Origin of the sequence: Kribbella orskensis (assembly GCF_004342085.1) — a bacterium.
In the GTDB taxonomy this organism is placed as follows: Bacteria; Actinomycetota; Actinomycetes; order Propionibacteriales; family Kribbellaceae; genus Kribbella; species Kribbella orskensis.
On sequence record NZ_SLWM01000018.1, the window covers coordinates 134680 to 157149 of the forward strand.

24 protein-coding genes are annotated in these 22470 nt (G+C 68.5%); 13 read left to right on the forward strand and 11 right to left on the reverse strand.

The window, feature by feature from the left end; all coding sequences use genetic code 11:
- Complete coding sequence (locus EV644_RS33605) at positions 1-684, forward strand: ferritin-like fold-containing protein (protein WP_132193601.1); 684 nt, start codon at positions 1-3, stop codon at positions 682-684.
- A gap of 111 nt (positions 685-795) precedes the next feature.
- Here EV644_RS33605 and EV644_RS33610 read toward each other — a convergent pair whose 3' ends face one another.
- The 5 genes from EV644_RS33610 to ligD form a co-directional block, all read right to left on the reverse strand.
- Positions 796-1071, reverse strand: coding sequence for a GlsB/YeaQ/YmgE family stress response membrane protein (locus EV644_RS33610; protein ID WP_241995113.1), 276 nt, complete (start codon positions 1069-1071; stop codon positions 796-798).
- A 164-nt stretch (positions 1072-1235) separates the two neighbouring features.
- On the reverse strand, positions 1236-1463 hold the full coding sequence (locus EV644_RS33615; protein WP_132193603.1) for a DUF3107 domain-containing protein: 228 nt from the start codon (positions 1461-1463) through the stop codon (positions 1236-1238).
- A 112-nt stretch (positions 1464-1575) separates the two neighbouring features.
- Positions 1576-2205 carry a TetR/AcrR family transcriptional regulator gene (locus tag EV644_RS33620; protein ID WP_132193605.1) on the reverse strand — a complete coding sequence of 210 codons (630 nt, stop codon included), beginning with the start codon at positions 2203-2205 and terminating at the stop codon, positions 1576-1578.
- Positions 2206-2270: 65 nt separating this feature from the next.
- Positions 2271-2459 carry an Rv3202a family protein gene (locus tag EV644_RS33625; protein WP_132193607.1) on the reverse strand — a complete coding sequence of 63 codons (189 nt, stop codon included), beginning with the start codon at positions 2457-2459 and terminating at the stop codon, positions 2271-2273.
- A gap of 47 nt (positions 2460-2506) precedes the next feature.
- Positions 2507-3433: a non-homologous end-joining DNA ligase gene (ligD, locus tag EV644_RS33630; RefSeq protein WP_132193609.1), complete on the reverse strand. Its 927-nt coding sequence runs from the start codon at positions 3431-3433 to the stop codon at positions 2507-2509.
- 18 nt (positions 3434-3451) lie between these two features.
- On the opposite strand from ligD, the gene EV644_RS33635 reads away from it, so the two are divergent.
- Together EV644_RS33635 and moeZ are read left to right on the forward strand one after the other, a co-directional pair.
- Positions 3452-4369, forward strand: coding sequence for an alpha/beta fold hydrolase (locus EV644_RS33635; RefSeq protein WP_132193611.1), 918 nt, complete (start codon positions 3452-3454; stop codon positions 4367-4369).
- Between the two features lie 265 nt (positions 4370-4634).
- Positions 4635-5825 carry an adenylyltransferase/sulfurtransferase MoeZ gene (moeZ, locus tag EV644_RS33640; protein ID WP_132193613.1) on the forward strand — a complete coding sequence of 397 codons (1191 nt, stop codon included), beginning with the start codon at positions 4635-4637 and terminating at the stop codon, positions 5823-5825.
- 159 nt (positions 5826-5984) lie between these two features.
- Here moeZ and EV644_RS33645 read toward each other — a convergent pair whose 3' ends face one another.
- A complete protein-coding gene (locus tag EV644_RS33645; protein WP_132193615.1) occupies positions 5985-6323 on the reverse strand; it encodes a hypothetical protein in 339 nt (112 codons plus the stop codon).
- A 244-nt stretch (positions 6324-6567) separates the two neighbouring features.
- On the opposite strand from EV644_RS33645, the gene EV644_RS33650 reads away from it, so the two are divergent.
- From EV644_RS33650 to EV644_RS33685, 8 genes are all read left to right on the forward strand, one after another.
- Positions 6568-6834 carry a DUF2277 domain-containing protein gene (locus tag EV644_RS33650; RefSeq protein WP_132193617.1) on the forward strand — a complete coding sequence of 89 codons (267 nt, stop codon included), beginning with the start codon at positions 6568-6570 and terminating at the stop codon, positions 6832-6834.
- Between the two features lie 13 nt (positions 6835-6847).
- Positions 6848-7174 carry a hypothetical protein gene (locus tag EV644_RS33655; protein ID WP_132193619.1) on the forward strand — a complete coding sequence of 109 codons (327 nt, stop codon included), beginning with the start codon at positions 6848-6850 and terminating at the stop codon, positions 7172-7174.
- 68 nt (positions 7175-7242) lie between these two features.
- Positions 7243-8082, forward strand: coding sequence for a TIGR03560 family F420-dependent LLM class oxidoreductase (locus EV644_RS33660; RefSeq protein WP_132193621.1), 840 nt, complete (start codon positions 7243-7245; stop codon positions 8080-8082).
- A gap of 25 nt (positions 8083-8107) precedes the next feature.
- Positions 8108-8716 (forward strand): hypothetical protein, encoded by a 609-nt coding sequence (locus tag EV644_RS33665; protein WP_132193623.1) that lies wholly within the window; start codon positions 8108-8110, stop codon positions 8714-8716.
- 42 nt (positions 8717-8758) lie between these two features.
- Positions 8759-9064, forward strand: coding sequence for an MGMT family protein (locus tag EV644_RS33670; RefSeq protein WP_132193625.1), 306 nt, complete (start codon positions 8759-8761; stop codon positions 9062-9064).
- 28 nt (positions 9065-9092) lie between these two features.
- Entirely contained in the window at positions 9093-9593 is a 501-nt protein-coding gene (locus EV644_RS33675) for a GNAT family N-acetyltransferase (protein ID WP_132193627.1), read from the forward strand.
- Between the two features lie 233 nt (positions 9594-9826).
- Positions 9827-12952 carry an ATP-dependent helicase gene (locus EV644_RS33680; protein WP_241999133.1) on the forward strand — a complete coding sequence of 1042 codons (3126 nt, stop codon included), beginning with the start codon at positions 9827-9829 and terminating at the stop codon, positions 12950-12952.
- A 67-nt stretch (positions 12953-13019) separates the two neighbouring features.
- Complete coding sequence (locus EV644_RS33685; RefSeq protein WP_132193631.1) at positions 13020-16241, forward strand: ATP-dependent helicase; 3222 nt, start codon at positions 13020-13022, stop codon at positions 16239-16241.
- Here EV644_RS33685 and EV644_RS33690 read toward each other — a convergent pair.
- From EV644_RS33690 to EV644_RS33705, 4 genes are all read right to left on the reverse strand, one after another.
- Positions 16238-16783, reverse strand: coding sequence for a Uma2 family endonuclease (locus EV644_RS33690; RefSeq protein WP_132193633.1), 546 nt, complete (start codon positions 16781-16783; stop codon positions 16238-16240). The genes EV644_RS33685 and EV644_RS33690 overlap by 4 nt on opposite strands.
- Positions 16784-16886: 103 nt before the next feature.
- Entirely contained in the window at positions 16887-17426 is a 540-nt protein-coding gene (locus tag EV644_RS33695) for a Uma2 family endonuclease (RefSeq protein ID WP_241999135.1), read from the reverse strand.
- Positions 17427-17674: 248 nt separating this feature from the next.
- Positions 17675-19432 (reverse strand): IucA/IucC family protein, encoded by a 1758-nt coding sequence (locus EV644_RS33700; RefSeq protein ID WP_305000091.1) that lies wholly within the window; start codon positions 19430-19432, stop codon positions 17675-17677.
- Positions 19433-19434: 2 nt separating this feature from the next.
- Positions 19435-20040, reverse strand: coding sequence for a GNAT family N-acetyltransferase (locus EV644_RS33705; RefSeq protein ID WP_132193637.1), 606 nt, complete (start codon positions 20038-20040; stop codon positions 19435-19437).
- A gap of 145 nt (positions 20041-20185) precedes the next feature.
- On the opposite strand from EV644_RS33705, the gene EV644_RS33710 reads away from it, so the two are divergent.
- The gene (locus tag EV644_RS33710) at positions 20186-21115 is read left to right on the forward strand and encodes a sigma-70 family RNA polymerase sigma factor (RefSeq protein ID WP_158292992.1); all 930 of its coding nucleotides are present in this window, start codon (positions 20186-20188) and stop codon (positions 21113-21115) included.
- A gap of 78 nt (positions 21116-21193) precedes the next feature.
- Complete coding sequence (locus EV644_RS33715) at positions 21194-21874, forward strand: GOLPH3/VPS74 family protein (protein WP_132193641.1); 681 nt, start codon at positions 21194-21196, stop codon at positions 21872-21874.
- A gap of 47 nt (positions 21875-21921) precedes the next feature.
- Here EV644_RS33715 and EV644_RS33720 read toward each other — a convergent pair whose 3' ends face one another.
- Complete coding sequence (locus EV644_RS33720) at positions 21922-22467, reverse strand: hypothetical protein (protein WP_132193643.1); 546 nt, start codon at positions 22465-22467, stop codon at positions 21922-21924.
- Positions 22468-22470: the final 3 nt, after the last annotated feature.

Sequence of the window (22470 nt, forward strand, 5' to 3'; positions counted from 1 at the left end):
ATGACGGAGACAACGGCCTTCGACGATCCCGCCTACCGGGCCGCGGCGGTGGATCTGCTGGGAGTTCTCGCGTACGGCGAACTGACCGCGTTCGAGCGGATCGCCGAGGACGCCAAGCTCGCCCCGACCCTCGATGACAAGGCCCAGCTGGCCCAGCTCGCGACCACCGAGTTCGGCCATTTCGTGCAGTTGCGGGACCGCCTGGTCGCGCTCGGGGTGGACCCGATGGACGCGATGCAGCCGTTCGTCACTCCGCTCGACGCGTTCCACGACCACACCGCGCCGTCGGACTGGCTCGAGGGCCTGGTGAAGGCGTACGTGGGCGACGGCCTGGCGAACGACTTCTACCGCGAGGTCGCGGCGTACGTCGACGCGGAGACCCGGGCCCTAGTGCTCGAGGTGTTCGCGGATTCCGGCCAGGCCGAGTTCGTGGTGGACCGGGTCCGGGCCGCGATCGAGGAGGATCCGAAGCTCGGTGGCCGGCTCGCGCTGTGGGGCCGCCGGCTGGTCGGCGAGGCGCTCAGCCAGGCACAGCGGATCGCCGCGGACCGCGATCCGCTGGCGGCGCTGCTGGCAGGCAGTGTGGACCGCCCCGGCCTCGACCTGGCCGCGATCGGCCGGATGTTCACCCGCCTGACCGAGGCTCACACCGCCCGGATGAACGCCCTCGGCCTGCAGGCCTGAAAACCCTTGCGTCCGAAGAACCCGAGAGGCGTCACCGCGGTTCTTCGGACGTGAGGAAAGCAGAGCGGCCGCCTGCCCCGATCGGGGTGGCGGCCGCTGTGGTGGTGCTGCTCAGACTTTTGCCTTGCTGTTGCGCGAGGAGATGAACCCGACCACGATCGCGGCGCAGATGATCTGGATCAGGTACTGGATCCAGTCCGGGCCCGACGTGTCCTTGACGCCCAGGAAGTAGGCGATCAGGCCACCGAGGAAGGCGCCGATGCCACCGCCCAGGATGGTCCAGCCGAGGCTGATGTTCTGCTTGCCCGGGAGCACCAGCCGGGCCAGCGGCCCGAAGATGACTCCGGCGATGAGGCTGACGATGATCATCCAGATCCAGAAACCCACGATTCCTCCTTGAGGGATGACTGACCTGCGGCGATCTGGTGCCCAGCGTCGAACAGACCACCGAACATGCAGGTCTGTCCCTCATGGTCCTCGCTTCGTCGCACTCCGCAACCAGGACACGCGACAGTTGCCGGACCGATGCTCAACCCAGCCCGGAAACCGGGTCAGATGGCGCCGAAACCGACCTTGCGGATCGAGACCTCACCGATCTCCACATAGGCGAGCCGATCGGCCGGGACGAGCACCTTGCGGCCCTTCTCGTCCGTCAGCTGCAACAGACCGGACTTGCCGGCGAGAGCGTCCGCGACGGCCTGCTCGACCTCTTCGGGGCTCTGCTCGCTCTCGAGCACCAATTCGCGATTGGCGTGCTGTACGCCGATCTTGACCTCCACGAAACCCTCCCGGGCACGTTCCGACCGGCGGCTCTCGCCGGTACCCGATTCGAGCCTATCCGTTGCGGGCCCGGGGTTCTCACCCGTCCGCCCACAGCAGAACCTCCGGTGGTCAGCTCTCGGTGCGGGGGAAGCCGCGGATGCCACGCCAGGCGAGGCTGGCGACCAGGTCGGCGGCCTGCTGCTGCTCGAGGGAGGAGTTCTCCGAGCTGAGCCAGTACCGCGCGCTCACCTGGGCCATCCCGACCAGGCTGACCGCGAGCACCATCGACTGCTCCTTGCTCAGCCCGGCGTCCGCGCTGATCACCTCGGAACAGGCCTCGGCGCACGCGTGGGTGACCCGGTCGACCCGCTCGCGGACGGCCGGCTCGTTGGTCAGGTCCGACTCGAACACCAGCCGGAAGGCGCCCTGGGCGTTCGCCACGTACTCGTAGAAGGCGTGGATCGTCGCTCCGACCCGCTCCTTGTTGTCCTCGGTCGAGCGCAGCGCGTCCCGCACCGACGCCACGATCGCCTCGCAGGAGGTGTCCAGCAGCGCGAGGTACAGCTCGAGCTTGCCCGGGAAGTGCTGGTAGAGCACGGGCTTCGAGACGCCGGCGCGATCGGCGATGTCGTCCATCGCGGCGGCGTGGTAGCCGTTCGCGACGAAGACCTCCTGGGCCGCCTCGAGCAGTTGCGCGCGGCGGGCCAGACGCGGCAGGCGGCTGCCGCGCTTGGGCGCAGTCTCCGGTGTCGTCGACACGTCGGCTCCTTCGGTGGTGCGGCACCCGGCTGCCGGTGGCAGACGGTAGTTGAACCGAATCCTACCTAGCGGTAGTCATCCTCGTCGGACCCGCCGACCGATCGGCGCTGCTCCCCGACATCGGCGGGGTCGGCCTCGAGCGGTACGTCGGGGCTCTCGTCGTCCGGCTCGGGGTCGTAACCAGCCGAAGGCAGGCGCTGGTCCACCACGTCGGCCTCGGGGGTCTCGTCGGGCAGTTCCACGTTGCTGGTCATCGCGCTCCTCTCGGGCGGCCACCCTCCGGTACCCAGAGTCGTGGCGGTTATGAAGGCAGCGGTTTCGGGTCGTCGTACAGCCCCTCCAGCACGTCGCCGTACTCCTCGATCCGGGCGAGCACGTCGGCGGGCAGGAAGGTCAGCTCGGCGGGATCGGTGGCGGCGGCCACCTCGTCCCAGTCGATCGGTGTGGACACCCTGGGCTCCTCCGCTCCCCGTAGCGAGTACGGCGCCAGGGTGGTCTTGGCGCTGGCGTTCTGGCTCCAGTCGATGAAGACCTTGCCGGGGCGGAGCGCCTTCGTCATGTTCGCCGTGACGCTCTCCGGCAACGCCTCGGCCAGTTGCTCCGCCAGTTGCTTGGCGAAGGCACTGGCGTCGCGGGACGGGGCCGGCTCGATCGGCACGTAGAGGTGCATGCCTTTGTTGCCGGAGGTCTTCGGCCAGCCCTCCATCCCATAGTGGCTCAGCAGCTCGCGCAGGGCGAGAGCAACGTCGCAGCAGTCCACGACGGTGGCTCCCGGGCCCGGGTCCAGGTCGAACACGACGAGGTCGGCGTGAGGGGTCTTCCCGGTGTCGGACAGCCCGATCCGCCACTGCGGGACGTGCAGTTCCAGCGCGGCGAGGTTGGCGAGCCAGACGATCGTTTGGATGTCGTCGGCGATCACGAAGTCCGCCTCGTCCCGGCCGGTGGAGCTCCCGGGGGTCGGCAGGGTCACCGTGCGCACCCAGTCCGGCGTACCGCGGGGTGCGTTCTTCTCGAAGAAGTACGCCGCGCCGGTGCCGTCGGGCCACCGCTTGCGGGTGAGCGGCCGGTCGGACAGGTGCGGCAGCAACTGCGGAGCGACCTGCAGGTAGTAGTCGATCACCTCGGCCTTGGTGAAGCCCACCTCTGGATAGAGCACCTTGCCGAGGTTGGTGAGCTTCATCGTCTGCCCATCAACTTCAGTGGTCAGTTGCTTCGGTGCTGCCGCCATGAGACCTAGCATGGCCTAGTGGAGAGTTACGGGGCAGTAACCGGCGCTTCGGTGCCGTTGGGGGCGCAGGAATGGCCGGCCCGGACGGTGCCGGTCTCGGGTGTCGACCTGCTGGTGAGGGATGTGCCTGGAGCGAGCAAGGACCTGCCGCCTGCGCTGTTCGTGCACGGGCTGGGCGGGTCGTCGCTGAACTGGACGACGATCGGGCTGCTCCTGAGCGACACCGTGCGCGGCATCGCTCCCGACCTGCCTGGCTTCGGGCGTACGCCGCCCTTGCCCGGCCTCGGGGGCCTCACCCGCCAGGTGGACGTCCTTGATGAGTTGGTGGACCGCGAGATCGACGAGCCGGTGCATCTGTTCGGCAACTCGATGGGTGGGGCTGCCGCGGTAGCGTTCGCCGCGCGCCGACCTGACCGGGTGAAGTCGCTGACCCTGATCTCGCCCGCGCTGCCGCACCCGCGCGCCTCCGCCGTCTCGCTGTGGTTCCTCGCACTCGCGACCCCGCGCCTGGGTGAGGTCGTGCTGGATCGGTCGCGGCGACTCCCGTTCGACCGACGGCTACGGGTGTCGCTGACGATGGTCTACGGCGATCCGGCAGCACTGGCGCCGGAGACGCTCGAAGCCCACGCCGCCGAACTGCGCCGGCGCGACGCCGAGGCCTGGTACCCGCAGGCGACGGTGGAAGGCGCGCGCAGCATCCTGCGGGCGTACCTCACCCCGCCGCGCAGGTCGTTGTGGGCCGCGGCGGCGAAGGTTCGTTGCCCCGTCCTCCTGGTGTACGGCGGTCGCGACCGGCTGGTCGACGCCAGGATCCGCACCAAGGCGCAGAGCACCTTCCCCGATGCCCGGCTGCTCTACCTGCCGAACTCCGGCCACGTGGCCCAGATGGAGCACCCGCAGGAAGTCGAGCAGGCGTTCCGTCAGCTGATTCGCTAGCAGCGGCAGAAGGAACGCAGTACCCGACTTCGGCAACCGCCGAGATCCAGCACCTGGACGGCGCCCTCCTGGAGCTCCCCGTCACCCCACCGCGCCGGTCGTGAGACACACCTCCAGGGGCGCCGACCCAGCGCAGTACAAGTGAGACGAACGTCCCGGGATGCGGACCTGACGGGGGCGGGTTGGTGTGGTGCGGGAACATGGAGAGCGGATGGACGGTTGAAACCCGGAGATCCGCCTTTTTCCCGCTGACGAGGAGCGACAAGTGTCACTGCCCCCGCTGGTCGAACCGGCCGACGAGCTGACCATAGACGAGGTCCGCCGGTATTCGCGGCACCTGATCATCCCCGAGGTCGGGATGGCCGGTCAGAAGCGGCTGAAGAACGCCAAGGTGCTGGTGATCGGCGCCGGCGGCCTCGGCAGCCCCGCACTGCTCTACCTGGCCGCGGCCGGTGTCGGCACCCTCGGCATCGTCGAGTTCGACACCGTCGACGAGTCGAACCTGCAGCGCCAGATCATCCACGGCCAGTCCGACATCGGGAAGTCCAAGGCCCAGTCGGCCAAGGAGTCGATCCTCGAGGCGAACCCGTACACGAACGTCGTCCTGCACGAGACCCGGCTGGACAACGACAACGTGTTCGAGATCTTCGAGCAGTACGACCTGATCGTCGACGGCACCGACAACTTCGCCACCCGGTACCTGGTGAACGACGCCGCGGTACTGCTCGGCAAGCCGTACGTCTGGGGCTCGATCTTCCGCTTCGACGGCCAGGTCAGCGTCTTCTGGGCCGAGCACGGCCCGTGCTACCGCTGCCTGTACCCCGAGCCGCCGCCGCCCGGCATGGTCCCGTCCTGCGCCGAGGGTGGTGTGCTCGGTGTGCTGTGCGCGTCGATCGGCGCCGCCCAGGTGACCGAGGCGATCAAGCTGCTCACCGGGATCGGCGACCCGTCGCTGGGCCGGCTGAACATCTACGAGGCGCTCGACCTGAACTGGCGCGCGCTGAAGGTCCGCAAGGACCCGAACTGCGCGATCTGCGGCGAGAACCCGACCGTCACCGAGCTGATCGACTACGAGAGCTTCTGCGGCGCGATCACCGAGGAGGCGGCCGACGCGGCCGTCGGTTCCACCATCTCGGTGAGGCAGCTGAGCGAGTGGATCAAGCTGAAGGACAACGGCGAGAAGGACTTCGTGCTGATCGACGTCCGCGAGCCCAACGAGTACGAGATCAACAGGATCCCGGGCTCGGTGCTGATCCCGAAGGCCGACTTCCAGACCGGCGTCGCCCTGGAGAAGCTCCCGCAGGACAAGCAGCTGGTCTTCCACTGCAAGTCCGGCGTCCGCTCCGCCGAGGTCCTCGCCATCGCCAAGGGCGCCGGGTTCTCCGACGCCGTCCACGTGGGCGGCGGCGTAGTCGCCTGGGTCGACCAGATCGACCCGTCGCAGCCCTCCTACTGATCACCCGACAACAGCCCCGCGCGTACTCCGGTACGCGGCGGGGCTGTTGCATTGTCAGGTCGACAGCTTGAGGTCCCACTGGTCGGCTATCTGGACCGTGCGCATTCCGACCGACTCGTAGAGACCGCAGTTGTCCGACTCGACGAAGGCGCTGGTGCACTAACAGGCCGCCAGTACTTGACCGTCGCGCTCGACCAGCGTGACCTGGGACCAGTCGAAGGTGGACTGGTTCTCGTGGTCCGCCAGCCATTCGTCGTACGGGGAGCTGGTGGCTTGTCCGATGAAGGCGGCTGTCATCACCGCATGAGTCGCACGATGTGTCTGGTCGTCGTACGCGCCGGTCCGCGGCGTCGTCCCCGCAGGCGCGTCCGGTACGGCGATCGGGCCGGGGTGATCGAGTCGCATCTGCTGGAACGTCGTGCCGAACTCGAACCCCTGGCCGCTGACCAGGTCACGCAACGCCTCGTCCTCGCGGAAGATGCCGACCGAGACGGTCACCTCGGGCTGACCGTTCTCACTGCCGAGCTCGCGGGCCGAGACTTTCGACGACCTCGGACAGGTTGACCGGCGAGCGCCCGAGCAGCTTCGTCAAGTAGGCGGCCGCGAGCTGGTGGATCGTCCCGGCGTCGGACAGTTGCGGTGAGCGGAACGTATGACCGGCCCCGCATCCATCCCGCCATGGTGAAGCAGAACGGGTTCAGGAAGCGGCGTGGTTGTCCCCTCCGGCACGTACTGTCGGAGCATGTGCAGAAATATCACTGTTCTCCGGGGACTGGAGCCGTCGGCGACCTCGGAAGAGATCTATGCGGCGGCTCTGCAGTACGTGCGCAAGGTGACGGGCGTCGGCTCGCTCAGCGCGACCACCCGTGGCCCGATCGAACGCGCGGCCGCCGAGGTCGCCAGGATCACCGAGGCGTTGCTCGAGGAGATGCCGGAGCGACGGGTGCCCCCGCAGACGGTGCCACCGCTGCGCCGGCCCGAAGTACGGGCACGTCTCGGTCTGGACTGACAGACTGCCTGATGTGAGGCACATCGTGGTGGACGACCGGCGACGCCAGGGGTTCGTCTTCGCCCTGATGATCGCCGGCATGATCCTCGCGCTGCTGTGCGTGAACACGGTCCGCCGCCGTGCGGACGAGTGCGCCGCAGTGCTGCCGCCGGCCACCTACGTGGTCGGCGTCATCGCCCTGTTCATCGGCCTGGTCGCTCTGGTGCTGCTCGCCCGTTGGTTCCGTCGCGGGCCTCAGGCGATCGTCGTGGTCCTCTTCGTCACCGCCGCGGCGGGCGTCGTCTTCGAGGTCTTCGTGCTGATCACGGCGATCCTCGAAGGCCGCCCCGACTGCGGCTGAAACGCTGGGCAGCGGGGGGCCGGGGCGGTAGGTTGCCAGGTGGAAAACCGTTACCGAGGAGGCGGCGAATGCGGTTCGCGATCAAGACCCGGCCCGAGCACACCACCTGGCAGCAGTTGCGCGACGTCTGGATCGCGGCGGACGAGTTCGAGATCTTCGAGTCCGCCTGGCACTGGGACCACTTCTACCCGCTGAGCGGCGACATGACCGGCCCGAACCTGGAGGCGTGGACGTCGCTGGCGGCCCTGGCACAGGCGACCAAGCGGATCCGGGTCGGCTGCCAGGTGACGGGGATGATCTATCGCCACCCGGCCGTGCTCGCGAACATGGCGGCGACCACCGACATCATCTCCGGCGGCCGGCTCGAACTCGGCGTCGGCGCCGGCTGGAACCAGATGGAGTGCGACGCGTACGGCATCGACCTGCCGCCGCTGAAGGAGCGCTTCGACCGCTTCGACGAGGGCATGCAGGCGATGATCGCGCTGCTCACCGAGCCGGTCGCGAACTTCGACGGCCAGTACGTCAAGCTCACCGACGCGTACTGCGAACCGAAGGCCGTGCAGACCCCGCACCCGCCGATCACCATCGGCGGCAAGGGACCCAAGCGCACCCTGCGAGCGGCGGCGCGCTGGGCCCAGCAGTGGCACGTGATCGTGCCGAGCCCCGAGGAGTGGAAGCCGCTGAAGGAGATCCTGGTCGGCCACTGCGAGGACGTCGGCCGCGACCCGGCCGAGATCACCTGCTCGGTGAATGTCCGCGTCGACCCGGACCAGCCCCTGGACCAGGCCGTCGCAAATGCCGCGGCCTTCGGCGAAGCTGGCGTCGACCTCGCCATCATGAACCTCCCCCTCGACGCCCCACCCTCCGTCCTCGAACCCCTCGCGAAGGCCCTCGCCCCCCTCGCCTGATCCTCACCCTGGCTACTCTCCGAGCATGAGCGACACCCTGCGCGGCTCACCACGCGCCGCTCGCGGCCGGCGTACGGGTTGGTGGCGGCGCTATCTCGGGGCCGCTGTGGCTGTCGGACTGTGGCTCAGCCTCGCGGGGTGCGCCTTTGCGAGACCCGCTGACGACGACCAGAGTTCAGGGAAGCTGGACGCCTGCTCTCTGGTCGATCGGGGCATCGCGGCGGCAGCGATCGGCGTCGAGTCCGTGCAGTCGACGGACGAGTCGAAGGCATTGGAAGACGCGGCGGGGAGCGTCCTGTCCTGCCAGTATTCGACCGACGCGGAAGGTCCGGGTGTCATGCTCGTGGCCACGCGACAGCCAGACCGTGTCCAAGCCGAGAAAGACATCGCCGCCGTTCAGACCTCCTGCCCGGAAGCTAGGCCACTGGAGGTCGACGGCGTCACCGGGTTCACCTGTTCGTCCGGCGACCTGGGTGGTTCGCAGGCGTTCGCGACCTGGGACGGATTCATCGTGCATGTCGCGATCACGCAGTCGCGGATGGAATCAGCCGCTGAGCAGGCTGCGGTCGGTCTGAACCAGGTGGTCGCGACGCTGAAGAGGACGTTGGCCGACTCGTCGTTCATGCCGAGGTAGCTCGCGTGAAAGTTGTCGGCGGAAGCGGCTAGCGTGAGCGGCGTGGATCGGGAGGAGTATGTCGAGGCCGTGTTGCTGGCGGTCGAGTCGATCCCGCCGGGCAGCGTCGCGACGTACGGCGACATCGCGGCGTACGTCGGGCAGGGCGGGCCGCGGCAGGTCGGCGCGATCATGCGCGAGTACGGCGGGGGAGTGCCGTGGTGGCGGGTGATCCGGGCCAGCGGGGTGCCCGCGGACGAGGTCGGCGACGAGCAGCTCCAGCTGTTGCGCGGTGACGGCGTCCGCGTCACGAACGGCAAGGTGGATCTGCGCGTGGTGCGCTGGGATCCCGAAAATCCGGAGGACTAGGTGCGCGTTGGTTGACAGACTGCTTGTTGTGACAAGCGACGAGTGGTCCGTTGAACTCGCCTCGGTGAAGTCGCCGGAAGCCCTCGGGCTCCTGCGGGAGTACTTCGTCGACGTCGCCGACCGGTACTTCCTGCTGCACGACGGCCGCCGGGCGACTCCCGAGGAGATCGAGACCGCTCTCGTGGACTCGCCCAGTCACGACCTCGCGCCACCGACAGGCGTCTTCCTTCTCGGTTGGCACGAGGGCGAGCTCGCGGGGTGCGCCGGCCTGCGGCTCCAGGACAACCGCACAGTCGAACTCACCCGCGTCTTCGTCCGCCCGGCCTTCCGCGGCACCGGCGGCGGCCGCGCCCTCCTGGCCGCCGTCGACCAGACAGCCCGTAACCTCGGCGCCACCCGCATCATCCTCGACACCCGCCTGGACCTCACCGAAGCCCGAACGCTCTACACCAGGACCGGCTACCAGGAGATCCCCGCCTACAAACAAGACAAGTACGCCGAGATCTGGTACTCCAAACCCCTCGTGTGATCCCGCCCACGCCGACAGACCTTGAGCTCAAAAGTCTTTGTCAGTTGGCGTTCGGGGTGTCCGCAGTGCGGGCGGTTCGGGGGTTGCGGCGGGTGCTGGAGGGGATTGTCGGTGGGGTCTGATGGGATGTGGCGGTGGTCAGTCGAACAGGGTCCAGGTATCGGTTGGTGCGTGGTGACGGGCGGGAGGCCAGGGTCACTCAGGCACCTCTTCTGGACGCTGATCAGAGGGCTGTGGTGGATCATCCCGGCGGGCCTCTGCTCGTGCTCGCCGGGCCGGGGACAGGGAAGACGACGACGCTGGTCGAGGCCGTCGTCGATCGGGTCGCCAACCGCGGGTTGAGCCCGGACGAGGTGCTCGTGCTCACCTTCGGACGGAAGGCGGCGACCGAACTCCGGGACCGGATCACCGCACGCCTCGGACGGACGACGCGCGTGATGCCGTCGATGACCTTCCACTCGTTCTGCTATGCGTTGCTGCGCAGGTTCACCCCGGCCGACGCGTTCGACGTACCGCTGCGGTTGCCTTCCGGACCCGAGCAGTCGCTGCGGTTGAGCGAGGCGCTCACCGGGAGTCGTGAGGTCGGCGTGGTGCATTGGCCGGGCAGCCTGCACCCCGCTCTGAAGACGCGCGGGTTCACCGATGAGGTGCAGGCCGTGATCGGCAAAGCGCGCCAGCTCGGGCTGGACCCCGAGGACCTTTCCGCGATCGGGCATTCCGCCAGCCGGGCCGAGTGGGTCGCGGTCGGCGACTTCTTCGAGGAGTACCTGCAGATCCTCGATCACGAGCAGGTGCTGGACTACTCCGAGCTGATCCACCGCGCGGTCATCCTCGCCCAGCAGCCGCACGTCCAGGCCAAGCTCCGCGAGGAGTTCAAGATCGTCTTCGTCGACGAGTACCAGGACACCGATCCCGGTCAGACCAAGCTGCTCCAGGCGATCGCCGGCGATGGCCGCGACCTCGTCGTGGTCGGAGACCCGGACCAGTCGATCTACACGTTCCGCGGTGCCGACGTGCGCGGCCTGCTGCGCTTCACCGACGAGTTCCGTACCGCGGACGGCGCCGAGGCCGCGCAGATCGCCCTCGCGACGACCCGCCGCTTCGGTACCACGCTGCAGCGCGTCTCCCGGAACGTGGTGAACCGCCTGGGCGTGCCAGGCACGCTCGACCGCGACACCTTCGAGCGGTTCCGCAATCCCGACGCGAGCTCCTGCGTCTACGGCAACGGCAAGGTCGAGGCGAACCTCTACTCCACCAGCGGAGCCGAGCTCGAGCACATCGCGGACCTCCTCCGGCGCGCCCACGTCCAGGACGGCGTCGGCTGGCACGAGATGGCGGTGCTGGTCCGATCCGGCAGTAGGTCGATCCCGCCCTTGCGCCGTGCTCTCGCGGCCGCGGGCATCCCGGTCGACGTGGCCGGCGACGAGCTCCCGCTGTCCCGCGAACCCGCGGTGCGGCCGATGTTGCTGGCATTGCGGGCGGTCGCGGATCCGGTCACGCTGACCGTCGAGGTGGTCAAGGCGCTGGCGTTGTCCCCGCTGGGCGCGATGGATGCCGGGCAACTGCGCCGCCTGGCCCGCGTACTGCGGAAGCGCGATCGCGAGGCCGCGGGTGGTCAGCGGCTGCCGCGCTCGTCCGACGAGTTGCTCCGCGAAGCGCTGATGCACCCCTTGCTCCTCGACGAGCAGGCGTCCCCGGCGGAAGCGCGGTTCGTGGCGCTCGGCGAGAGGTTGCTCAAGGCAAGGAATATCGTGACCGCCGGGGCCGCGCCGGACGAGGTGATGTGGTCGCTGTGGTCCGAGTCGCCGTGGTTGCGGAGACTCCGCGGCCAGGCGAACAGCGGCGGCGAGGTGGCGCGCACAGCGAATCGTGATCTTGATTCCCTGTGCGCGTTGTTCGACGCGGCCAGCCGGGCCGAGGAGCAGGTCGGTTTCAAGGGCGTGTCCGCCTTCCTCAGCGAGCTGGAGCAGTTGGACATCGCCGGCGACAACCGGTTCGACGGGACGTACCGCGAGGCCGGCGTTCAGCTGATGACCGCGCATCGGTCCAAGGGTCTGCAGTGGCGGCTGGTTGTCGTGGCGAGCGTCCAGGAAGGCCAATGGCCGGATCTCCGGCGCCGGGGATCGTTGCTCGAGCCCGACCGGCTCGGACCAGATGGTCTGGTGGATCGGCTGTCGGCGGGTGCGTTGCTGGCAGAGGAGAGACGTCTTTTCTATGTGGCGATCACGAGAGCGCGAGAGCGGTTGATCGTGACAGCGGTGCAGGCGCCCGAGGCTGACGGAGATCAGCCGTCGCGGTTGCTGGCCGAGCTCGACATTCCTTTGAAACTGGTGGCCGGACGGCCGCGACGCCCGCTGTCGTTGCACGGCCTGGTCGCCGATCTTCGGTGTGTACTTGCCGACCCCGCATCTTCGCCCGCGTTGAAACGAGTCGCCGCCGATCGGCTGGCGCAGCTCGCGGACGCCGTCGACGATCGCGAGTATCCGTTGGTCCCGACCGCGGATCCCCAGCGCTGGTGGGGTGTCCGGGAGCGGACCAAGTCGGAGCGCCCGGTCACGGACCCGGATCTACCGGTGCCGTTGTCGGGGAGTGCGCTGACGACGATCGTGGACTGCCCGCTGCGCTGGTTCCTGCAACGTCGCGCGGGCGGCGAGACACCCAGTACCTCGGCCATTGGGTTCGGCATGGTTCTCCACACGCTGGCGGACGCGGTTGCCACCGGCACGCTGCCGCCGGACACGGACGAGCTGAACGGGTGGCTCGACAAGGTGTGGACGCAGCTCGAGTTCGAGTCGTCGTGGATCTCCGACCGCGAGCGGATCGAGGCGGAGCACGCGCTGCGCCGGTTCGTCGCCTGGCACAAGGGCCGCCCGGATCGCACGTTGCTCGGCACCGAGGTGGAGTTCGACGTACTGCTGCCCGACACGGACAAGCCCGGAGTGCGGGTCAAGGGCCGGATGGACCGGCTGGAGCAGGACGGCGACGGCGCGGTCCGGGTGGTCGACCTGAAGACCGGCCGCACGGTGCCGACCAAGCCCGCGCTCGAGCGGCACGTCCAGCTGGCGATCTACCAACGGGCGATCGAGTCCCGCCAGATGAAGAAGCTCGGCGACGATCCCCGCAGCGGTGGCGCCGAACTGGTCCAGCTCCGCCACGACGACACCGGCCTCCCCAAGGTCCAGGGCCAGGCACCCCTCGAAGCCGACGAGGAAGGCCGTACCTGGCTGGACGAGGCCGTCGAGGAAGCCGAGGCCATGGTCCGCTCCGAGGAGTTCGTCGCCAAGCGCAACTCCGGCTGCGACCGCTGCGATGTCCGAGGCCTGTGCCCCATCCAACCCGAAGGCCGGGAAATCGTCTGATGCCCACCACCGCAACAATCCCCAGCGATCTCCACCGACGACCCTCAGCTTTCAGGAGGGTCGTCTGATGCGGGCGCAGCTGACTACCACGGCTGAGTTGTGTGAGTTGCTGGAGATCCCGTTCAGCGACCAGCAACTGCAGGCGATCACGGCTCCGTTGGCGCCTGGAGTCATCGTGGCCGGCGCCGGGTCAGGCAAGACGACAGCGATGGCTGCCCGCGTGGTTTGGCTGATCTGCACCGGGCAGGTGCAGCCGGAGGAGGTGCTCGGACTCACCTTCACCAAGAAGGCGGCGAACGAGCTCGACGTCCGGATCCGCGACGACCTCACCAAGGCGGGCGTGCTCGGTTCGACCCTGCCGCGCGACCAGCACCCGATCCTGGCGGCCCACCTGCGCAGCAACATCCCGAACTGGGAGCCCGAGGAACCAGGCGAGCCCGTCGTCTCGACGTACCACGCGTTCGCCGGCACCTTGATCGCCGAGCACGGACTCCGCCTCGGCCTCGAACCGGACGTGCGCGTGCTCGCCGACGCCACCAGGTTCCAGCTCGCGGGCCGCGTCGTCCGGCGGTCCAACGGGCCGATCCGGTTCGCGTCGCACCACGTTCCCACCCTGGTGAACTCCCTGCTCTCGCTGGACGGTGAGCTCGCGGACCACCTGCTCGGGGCGGACGAAGTACGGGCTCATGACGAGGCCGTACGAGCTGAGGTGGCCGCGGCGCGGAAGCAGACCGTCGAGGTCAGGAAGCTCGCCGAGACCGCGCTCAAGCGGGGCGAGATCCTGCAGTTGGTCGAGGAGTACCAGGCTTACAAGACCGAGCGGGGCGTCGTCGACTTCGCGGATCAGATGGCGCTCGGCGCAAGGTTGGCGGAGGAGTGCCCCGAGGTCCCGGTGATCGAGCGCGCGCGGTACAAGGTCGTCCTGCTCGACGAGTACCAGGACACCTCCGTGTCGCAGCGACGGATGCTCACGGCGCTCTTCGGCGAGCACGGCCATCCGGTCACCGCGGTGGGCGACCCGTGCCAGGCGATCTACGGCTGGCGCGGCGCGTCCGTCGCGAACCTGGACGAGTTCCCCGAGCACTTCAAGAACGCGGACGGTACGCCGGCCACGCGGTACGTGCTCAGCGTGAACCGTCGCTGCGGAAGCAAGATCCTGGCCGCGGCGAACCAGCACGCGGCCGAGTTGTACGAGCAGCACCCGGGCGTGATCCCGCTGGAGGCGCCGCCCGAGGCGCCTGAGGGAGCGATCACGGTCGGGTTGTTCGAGACGCGCACGAAGGAGATCGAGTGGGTCGCGGACGCGATCGTCGCCGCGCACAAGACGCCGAACCGCCGGTGGAAGGACATCGGCATCCTGATGCGGACGAACGTCGACCTCAGCGCGGTGCACGAGGCACTGATCGCTCGTAAGGTGCCGGTCGAGGTGGTCGGCCTCGGCGGCCTGCTCGCGCTGCCCGAGGTGGTCGACGTGGTGGCGACGCTGCAGGCGGTCAACGACCTGACCGCGAACGCGGCGATGCTGCGCATCCTGACCGGCCCGCGCTACCGGATCGGTCACCGTGACCTGGCCCTGTTGGCGAACCGCTCCCGCATCCTGGCCGATGCGGGTGATCGCCCGGCAGTCGACGACCTGGTCGCGGCGCTGGACGCGGCCGTCGCCGGCATGGACTCCACCGAGGTGATCTCACTCGCCGAAGCTGTCGACGACCCGGGGCCCGCAGGTTGGGGCTACTCGCCCGAGGCGCTTGTGCGTTTCAAGGAACTGTCCACCGAGTTGCGGGAGTTGCGCGCACACGCGGGCGAGCCGCTGCTCGACCTGGTACGCCGGGTGATCAGCACGATCGGCCTCGACGTGGAGCTCACGGCGACACCGGATCATGTCGACTCCGGCCGGCGTGATCACCTGGCCGCGTTCCTGGATGCCGTCGGCAACTTCGTCTCCACCGAGTCGGACGGATCCCTCGACGGGTTGCTGGCGTATCTGGCGGCAGAGGAGGAGTACGCGGCCGGCCTCGACCTCGCCGTGCCGAGCGAGGCGGACTCGGTGAAACTGCTCACCACCCACCGGTCGAAGGGCCTCGAGTGGCCGGTCGTGTTCGTGCCGACCCTGGTGAACAAGGTGTTCCCCTCGGATCGCGGCCGGGACAAGTGGACCACCAACGCGAAGGTGCTGCCCTGGCCGTTGCGGGGCGACGCGGACACACTGCCGGACTTCCACGACCTGTCGAACGCCGGGCTGAAGGCGTTCGCCGACGAGTGCAAGGACGTGAACGCGCTGGAGGAACGCCGGCTCGGGTACGTCGCGTTCACCCGGGCGAAGGAGATCCTGGTCGCCACCGGGCACTGGTGGGGCCCGACGCAGAAACGCCCGCGCGGCCCCTCGGCGTACCTGGAGGTGCTGAAGAAGCACGCCGGTGACCGGGTGATCGACTGGGCGCCGCAACCCGAGCTGAACGAGGAGAACCCCGAGCTCGCGGAGCAGACCCTGGCGCCGTGGCCCGCGCCGTACGACCAGGCGGCGTACCAGCGGCGGCTCGAGTCGGTCGCGCTGGTGCAGCAGGCGCGCGCGGAAGGGCCGTCGCTCGAGGCCGAGGAGTCGTTGCTGATGGACGAACTGGCGACGGTGGCGCGCTGGGACTCCGAGCTCGAACGATTGTTGTCAGAGGCAAGGGAAAGCCGGAGCCGGAAGGCGTACGACGTCGAGCTGCCGGCCGCGCTGTCCGCGACCCAGGTGATGCGGCTGGCGAAGGACCCGGACGGGCTGGCGGCCGACCTGGCCCGGCCGATGCCGCGCAAACCCAACCGGGCGGCGCGTTTCGGCACCCGGTTCCACGCCTGGGTGGAGAGCTACTTCGGGCAGCAGTTCCTGATCGACCCCGACGACCTGCCGGGCGCGGCCGACGAGGGCATCGTCGACGACACGGACCTGACCGAGCTGATGGACGCGTTCCGGGTCGGCCCGTACGGCGAGAAGATGCCGTACGAGATCGAGGCGCCCTTCGCCCTCGCGATCGGCGGCCGGGTGGTCCGCGGCCGGATCGACGCCGTCTACCAGGTGATCCGCCCGGACGGCTCCCGCGGCTACGACGTGATCGACTGGAAGACCAGCCGCTCCGAAACCGCCGACCCCCTCCAGCTGGCCATCTACCGAGTCGCCTGGGCCGAACTCCTAGGAATCCCCGTCGACCAGGTAGGCGCCGCCTTCTACTACGTCCGCACCGGCGACATCATCCACCCCGAAAGCCTCCCCAACCGCCAGCAGTTGATCACCCTCCTGAACGGCTAACCCACCAGCTCGGAAGGAACAATCCGCACGGAGAACGGAAGCTTGGCCTCGAACACCTCGTCCCCTCGAACGAGCGCCTGCCCGGCATACCGTCCAGCGGACAGCTCCAGCACCGTCAGCTCGACGCTCTCTGGATCGAAGATCCAGTACGAGGTCACGCCGGCTTCTTCATAGAGCCCTCGCTTGAGTAGCAGATCCTTCGCCCTGGTGGCCGGCGACAGAATCTCGACGGCGAGTAGGAGAGGACGCTCGATCGCCCGCTCGCCGACATCCTCTCTCCGGCACACCAGCACATCCGGCTGCAGGGACCGCCGCCCGTTGGGACGGAAGTCGAGCGGTGCGACGAAGACTTGCAGATCCGCAGGGCAAACGAGGCGCAGGCGGAAGCCGAGTTCGAGCACCGCGGTCTGATGGATCGGCAGCGGAGCGGGGGTCACCAGCAGAGTTCCATCGACGAGTTCGTATCGCATTCCGTCCTCTGGCAGTGCGTCGAGGTCGGCCATGGTGAACTGCCCTGGCTCAAGTGTCTGCACGTATTCCATGGTGCCTCCTTGTCGGTCATTCGACCAGGATTCCCACCTCCGGCCGAGTCGGAGAGGCCAGATGTCCAACTGCCCCACCATCTGCCCCGTGATGCCCTGGATTTCATCTCGTCAGGTCGGCTGGGCTCAGCTGGACGGGAAAGGGGAAGTCGGCGGTGAAGGTTTCATCGCCCTGTAGTACCGCCCGGCAGGTGTAGCCGGCGGGGGCGAGGGTGAGGATGATGAGTTCCTGGTGGGTGGGGTCGAGGAGCCAGTAGGACGGGACGCCGGACTGTTCGTAAAGGTCGCGTTTCAGGACTACGTTGGTGATCCGGGTGGTGGGGGACAGCACCTCGACGGCGAGCAGAGCGTGTTGCACGTACTGCGGGCCTGCGTCGGCACGGCGGCAGACGAGGAGGTCAGGGCGCAGGGACAGACGCCGGGTCGGCCGGAGGTCGAGGGAGCCCACGGCAACCAACTGGTCCGGAGGACACGCCTCCTTCAACCGCACCATCAACGCGACCACCGCCGATTGGTGCGCAGGCGGCTGGACCCCTGTCACCAGCAAACGGCCGTCCACTACCTCGTACCGCCGCCCGTCCCGCCCTCGCTCGCCACTCGCCGGCGCCCTGATGGCGTCGAGACTCGCCAATCCTTCGATCACTCGACCAGCATCGCGGAAACCTGCCAATCGGTGCGGAAGTTATCCACAGCCAAGGGCCTGTCTCCGCCCGCCGGTGGCGGCGGCCGCTCGAGGGCGTCCATCGGTGAGGGCTGTACCGACCGACAGGTAGTACACGGGCTCCTTGCCAGACCCGAGGTGGGGTCTACGTGCGGCGGAAGACCAACGCGGCCACTACTTCCTGTCCCTCGGTCCGCCGACCCACTCCTGGCGTGCCTCGCGTCGAAGCCTCAGCCGGCGATCGGGTTTTCCAGGGTGCCGGCGAACTGGAGGGAGTTGGAGACATCGGTGAGGTCGACCATGTTCTGGTTGTTGCGGAGTTGCAGGCGGTTCAGGCAGGACAGGGCGAACTCCGGGGCGAACATGTCGTACTTCACGAACGCCTCCGCCAGTTCGGGGGTCGCCTCCTGGTAGTCCCGCACCGCCGAACCCACTACGGACCAGAACTCCGAAGCAGTCAGCAGGACCTCCGCATCCAGCAGCGGCGAGAGGAACCGGAAGATGCAGTCGAACACGTCGGTGAAGACGCACAGCAGTTTCTCGTCGTCCGGGACGTTGGCAAACCGCACCCGCTCCGCGTCTTCCGGGATCTCGGTCGCGGCGCTCGTCACGGCGATCTCCTCGGCGATGTCATTCATGATCACCCGCACCGGCACGCCGTCCCGCAGGACGAGGATCAGGTTCTCGCCGTGCGGCATGTACACCAGTTCGTAGGCGTAGAAGCAGTGCAGCAACGGCACCAGATACGCATCGAGGTAGGACCGCAGCCAGTCAGCGGGTGCCAGCCCCGACGACCGGATCAACGCGGCCGCGAGCGACTTCCCGTGCCGGTCGACGTGCAGCAGACTGGCCATCGTCGCCAGCCGCTCACCCTCGTCGAGCGCAGGCACCGGACTCTCCCGCCACAACGCCGAGAGCATCTTGCGGTACGGCGAGGTCCTGGGCGTCGCGGCTTCGTAGTACAGGTTGTGGTAGCCGACGGCGGCGATCTCCCGGAGTACGGAGAAGCCGTACCGCTTGAGCACCACGTCGTTCTCCACCAGGCCGTGCACCCAGTCGTTGATCGCCGGCGTCTTCTCCATGTACGTCGGCGACAGGCCGCGCATGAAGCCCACGTTGAGCACCGACAGCGCGGTCTTCACGTAGTTGCGCTCCGGATGCGACCGGTTGAAGAAGGTCCGGATCGACTGCTGCGCCTGGTAGTCGTCGTCACTGGTGCCGACGTAGATGATGTGCCGCTGCGCGATGTCCGCGGCGAACGTGATCGAGGTCTTGTTCTCCCACTGCCACGGATGCACGGGCATCAGGTGGTAGTCGGCGGGCTCCGCGCCGGCGGCCCGGATCCGCTCGGCGAAGCGCTGCAGCACCGTCGCCCCGAGCTCGTCGCGGAGCATGCCCTCGTACGTGATCGTCTCGCTGTGGGAGACCGTCGCGCGGTCCTTCCGTACTGCGAGCCACGCCAGCCAGACGGGTTGTCCCGCCTCGGGCGCGAAGGCGCGGTAGTCCGTCACGCCGAACCCGAGCCGCCCGCTGTTCGCGACGAAGCACGGGTGTCCCTCGGTCATCGCGGACTCGATCGTCTGGAAGTCGGCCCCGGCCAGGTCGTCGGCGGTCAGGTCCGGCTTGGACAGCTTGTACGCCGTACTCGCCAGCGTGCTGCTGATCTCCTCGAGGTACACCGGCAGCATCTCCGCACCGATGCCCAGCTGCTCGTGGAACTCGGTGATGAAGTCCAGCGCATCCACGGCAGCGGCAGCACCCTCGACAGTGCGGGTGATGCTGGCCGCGTTCACCTCCCAGTGGTTCAGTGGGTAGAGCCTGGCCTCGAAGTGGTACTCGCTCGGCCCCGCCGCGACCCGATAGCCCTTGCCGGAGGCAACTGGCTCGAGGAGTCGCTCGTGGGTGAACTCGGCGAGCGCCTTGCGGACCAGCGCGCGGTTGGCGACGGCCCAGCCGGCCGGGTGGAGATGTGCGGTCAGGTCGGTCATGGTCACCCTGCCTCGGTCATCGGGACGGTCGCGTAGACGGCGTCGGAGTACTGGTCGCGGGTGCAGAAGCTCAGCCAGGCCTGCTTGCCCGGCAGGTCGACGATGCTGTGCTTGCGGAAGCCCATCCGCTCGTTCAGGGCCTGGATCCTGGTGTTGCGGATGTCCGGCTCGACCACCACTCGATCCACCAGCGGGTCGCTGAACAGGTAGTCGAGGATCATCTCGAACACCGCGCCGGTGAACCCGGGCACGCGCTCTCCGGGCTCGGGCGGGGCGACCAGGACGTGCATGCCGATGTCACCCGGCGCCGGTGTGTAGGCGCCGCCCACCGCGTCGTACGCGGGGTCGTAGCGCTCCATCAGGAAGGCCGGGCGGCCGTCGTGCTCGCCGAGGAGGGCCTGGTGGTGGCCGGTCTGCTGGATCCGCTCGTACTCCGCGCGCACGTCCGCGAGCGACGCGGTCAGCATGCCCCAGTACTGCGCGTACGGCCGGGTGACCCAGCCGTGCAGGGTGGTCACGTCCAGGGACAGGTCGAACGGGCGGAGGCTGAGGGTGCCGATCCCGGCGGCGAAACGCCGGAAACTCGGCTCGGGCAGTGCACGGGTCATGGCGGACTCTCCAGTGGCTGCACAGTCGAGCGGCTCTGTTAGCTAAGGCTTACCTTAGTAGACAGCTGACCCTGCACCGAATCCGGTCCGTATCCCGGGGACGTCCCTGCCCGTCGGAACAGGTATGACGCTTCAGGATGTAGTCGTGACGGAACCACTGGATCTGCGCGCGATCAGAGCGGCCCGGCAGGCGCGGACGGAGTTCCTGGATCGGCTCGAGCCGCTCCGGAAGGACCTGTACGCCTACTGCCGCCGGCTGACCGGCAACGCCTTCGACGCCGAGGACCTGGTGCAGGAGTCTCTCGCCCGCGCCTTCAACCAGGCTGCCCAGGCACACAGCCCGATCGAGAACCCCCGGGCGTGGTTGTTCCGCGTCGCCACCAACGCGTACGTCGACAGCTACCGCCGGCAGCACCCGGTGCCCGCGGAACTCCCGGACCAGGCAGCTCCGGCCGCTGCGGATCCGGCGGAGGTGCGGGACGCCTGGAGGGAGTTGGTGACGCTGCTACCTCCACAGGAGCGTGCGGCTCTTGCGCTGAAGGACCTGTTCGGGTTCACCCTCGCCGAGGTGGCCGAAGTACTGCGGACCACCACCGGCGCGGTGAAGGCCGCGCTGCACCGGGGTCGGGGGCGCCTCGAGGCCGAGGACCGCGCGAGGTCGCTCGCGGTTCGCCCCGAGCCTGACCGGCGCTTGCTCGACGCTGTCGCCGACGCCTTCACCGCGTACGACGTACCGCGGCTGACCGCGCTCCTGCTGGAGGACGCGGACAGCGAGATCCTCGGCATGCTCACGGAGTACGGCGCCGACCAGATCCGCCGCGGCTCGATGGAGCACACCCTCGACCCCGCCACGCCGTACCGCTACACAGCGCAGGTCCAGACCGTCTGGGACGAGCCGGTGCTCGTCATCCGCCGGGTCCAGGACGGCACCTCGGCTGTGAACGACCTCATGCGCCTCACCGCGGAGGACGGCAAGGTCCGCTCGATCCGCTGGTACTTCTTCTCCCCGAACTTCCTCACCGAGCTGGCCGAAACCCTGGGCGAACCGGTCCTGACCAACGGCCACCACTACTGACTAACAGTCCTACGGAGGATGCGCGAGGTAGCCCGTGAGGCGGATGCAGACGTAGCTGGGTGGTCCTACGTTGGGAGCATGTTGACCGCAGAGGATCTCTTGTTGCTCTTGTACGACGACGAGAGCGGGAAGCCCGTCACCGGGTCGCCTGGGCTGGATTACGCGCTGGCCGGGGCCGTGCTGATCGAGTTGACGCTGCTCGGCAAGGTGGACATCGCCGGTGCGGGGGAGGCGACCAAGGAGGGTCGGCTGAAGGTGCTCGACACCTCGCCGACCGGGGACCCGCTGCTCGACGGACGGCTGGCCCTGCTCGCGGACAAGGCCGGGCAGAAGCCGAAGAACCTGATGGGCAAACTGTCGACGAAGCTGCGCGACGAGTTGCTCCAGCGGCTGGCCGAGCGTGGCGTTCTCGAGGCGGACAAGGACAAGGTGCTCGGGTTGTTCCCGGTCGCGCGCTGGCCCGCCAAGGACGCGCAGCACGAGGCGCAGGTCCGCGCCGCGCTGGAGAACGTGCTGAAGCTCGGCACTCAGCCCGACGAGCGCACCGCCTCACTGGTCGCTCTGCTCAACGCGCTGAACGTAGTACCGAAGGTGGTCACGGATGCCGTTGACAAGAGGGCACTGAAGCGCCGGGCCAAGGAGATCTCCGAGTCCGACTGGGCGGCCGAAGCGGTCCGCAAGGCGGTTCAGGAGATGCAGGCCGCGGTCACCGCCGCCATCGTCGCGAGCTCCACCGCCGCCACCGCGGGCGGCTCCTAGCAGACGAGGGACCGTCGTCGCCTCTCGACGACGGTCCCTGCGAGTTCTCACTCCGCCTGGCAGTTCGCCTTGCAGAGCTTGTCCGTCAGCGTCAGGTGCGCGCCCGGCTCGTCGGTGTCGATCTCGACCGACCACTCGACCTGCCAGTTCCCAGTGGTCAGCTGGGCGGTGGTCTTGCCCGTCTGCTGTCCGAACCAGTCGGTGATCTGCTTGCGTGGGTTGACGTGGGCGTACTCCAGCGCAGCAGGCAGCGCGGTGGAGATGTTGGCCGTCGCGGCCGCCGCCGAGCCGGTGGAGTGCAGCGAGACGACCGGAGGCCGCTCATGGTCCCCGGTGAGTACCCAAACCGCTACCGGCCCCTGGGTGCAAATGGCGTAGACGCCGTCGTTGGCGCACTGGTAGCCCGCGCCGGCCATCGCCTTGACGACGTTCGCGGCGGTGAGGTCCGCAAGTAGGGCTTCTGTCGGCTGGTCGGTCGGTTGACCTGGCGAGCTCGAGGCCGCCGGGCTGGCTCCACCCGGCGCCGGCGTCTCGCCGGACTTGTCGTCGGAGCTGGAACAGGCCGCGGTGCCGACGAGCAGGGCAGTGCTCACCAG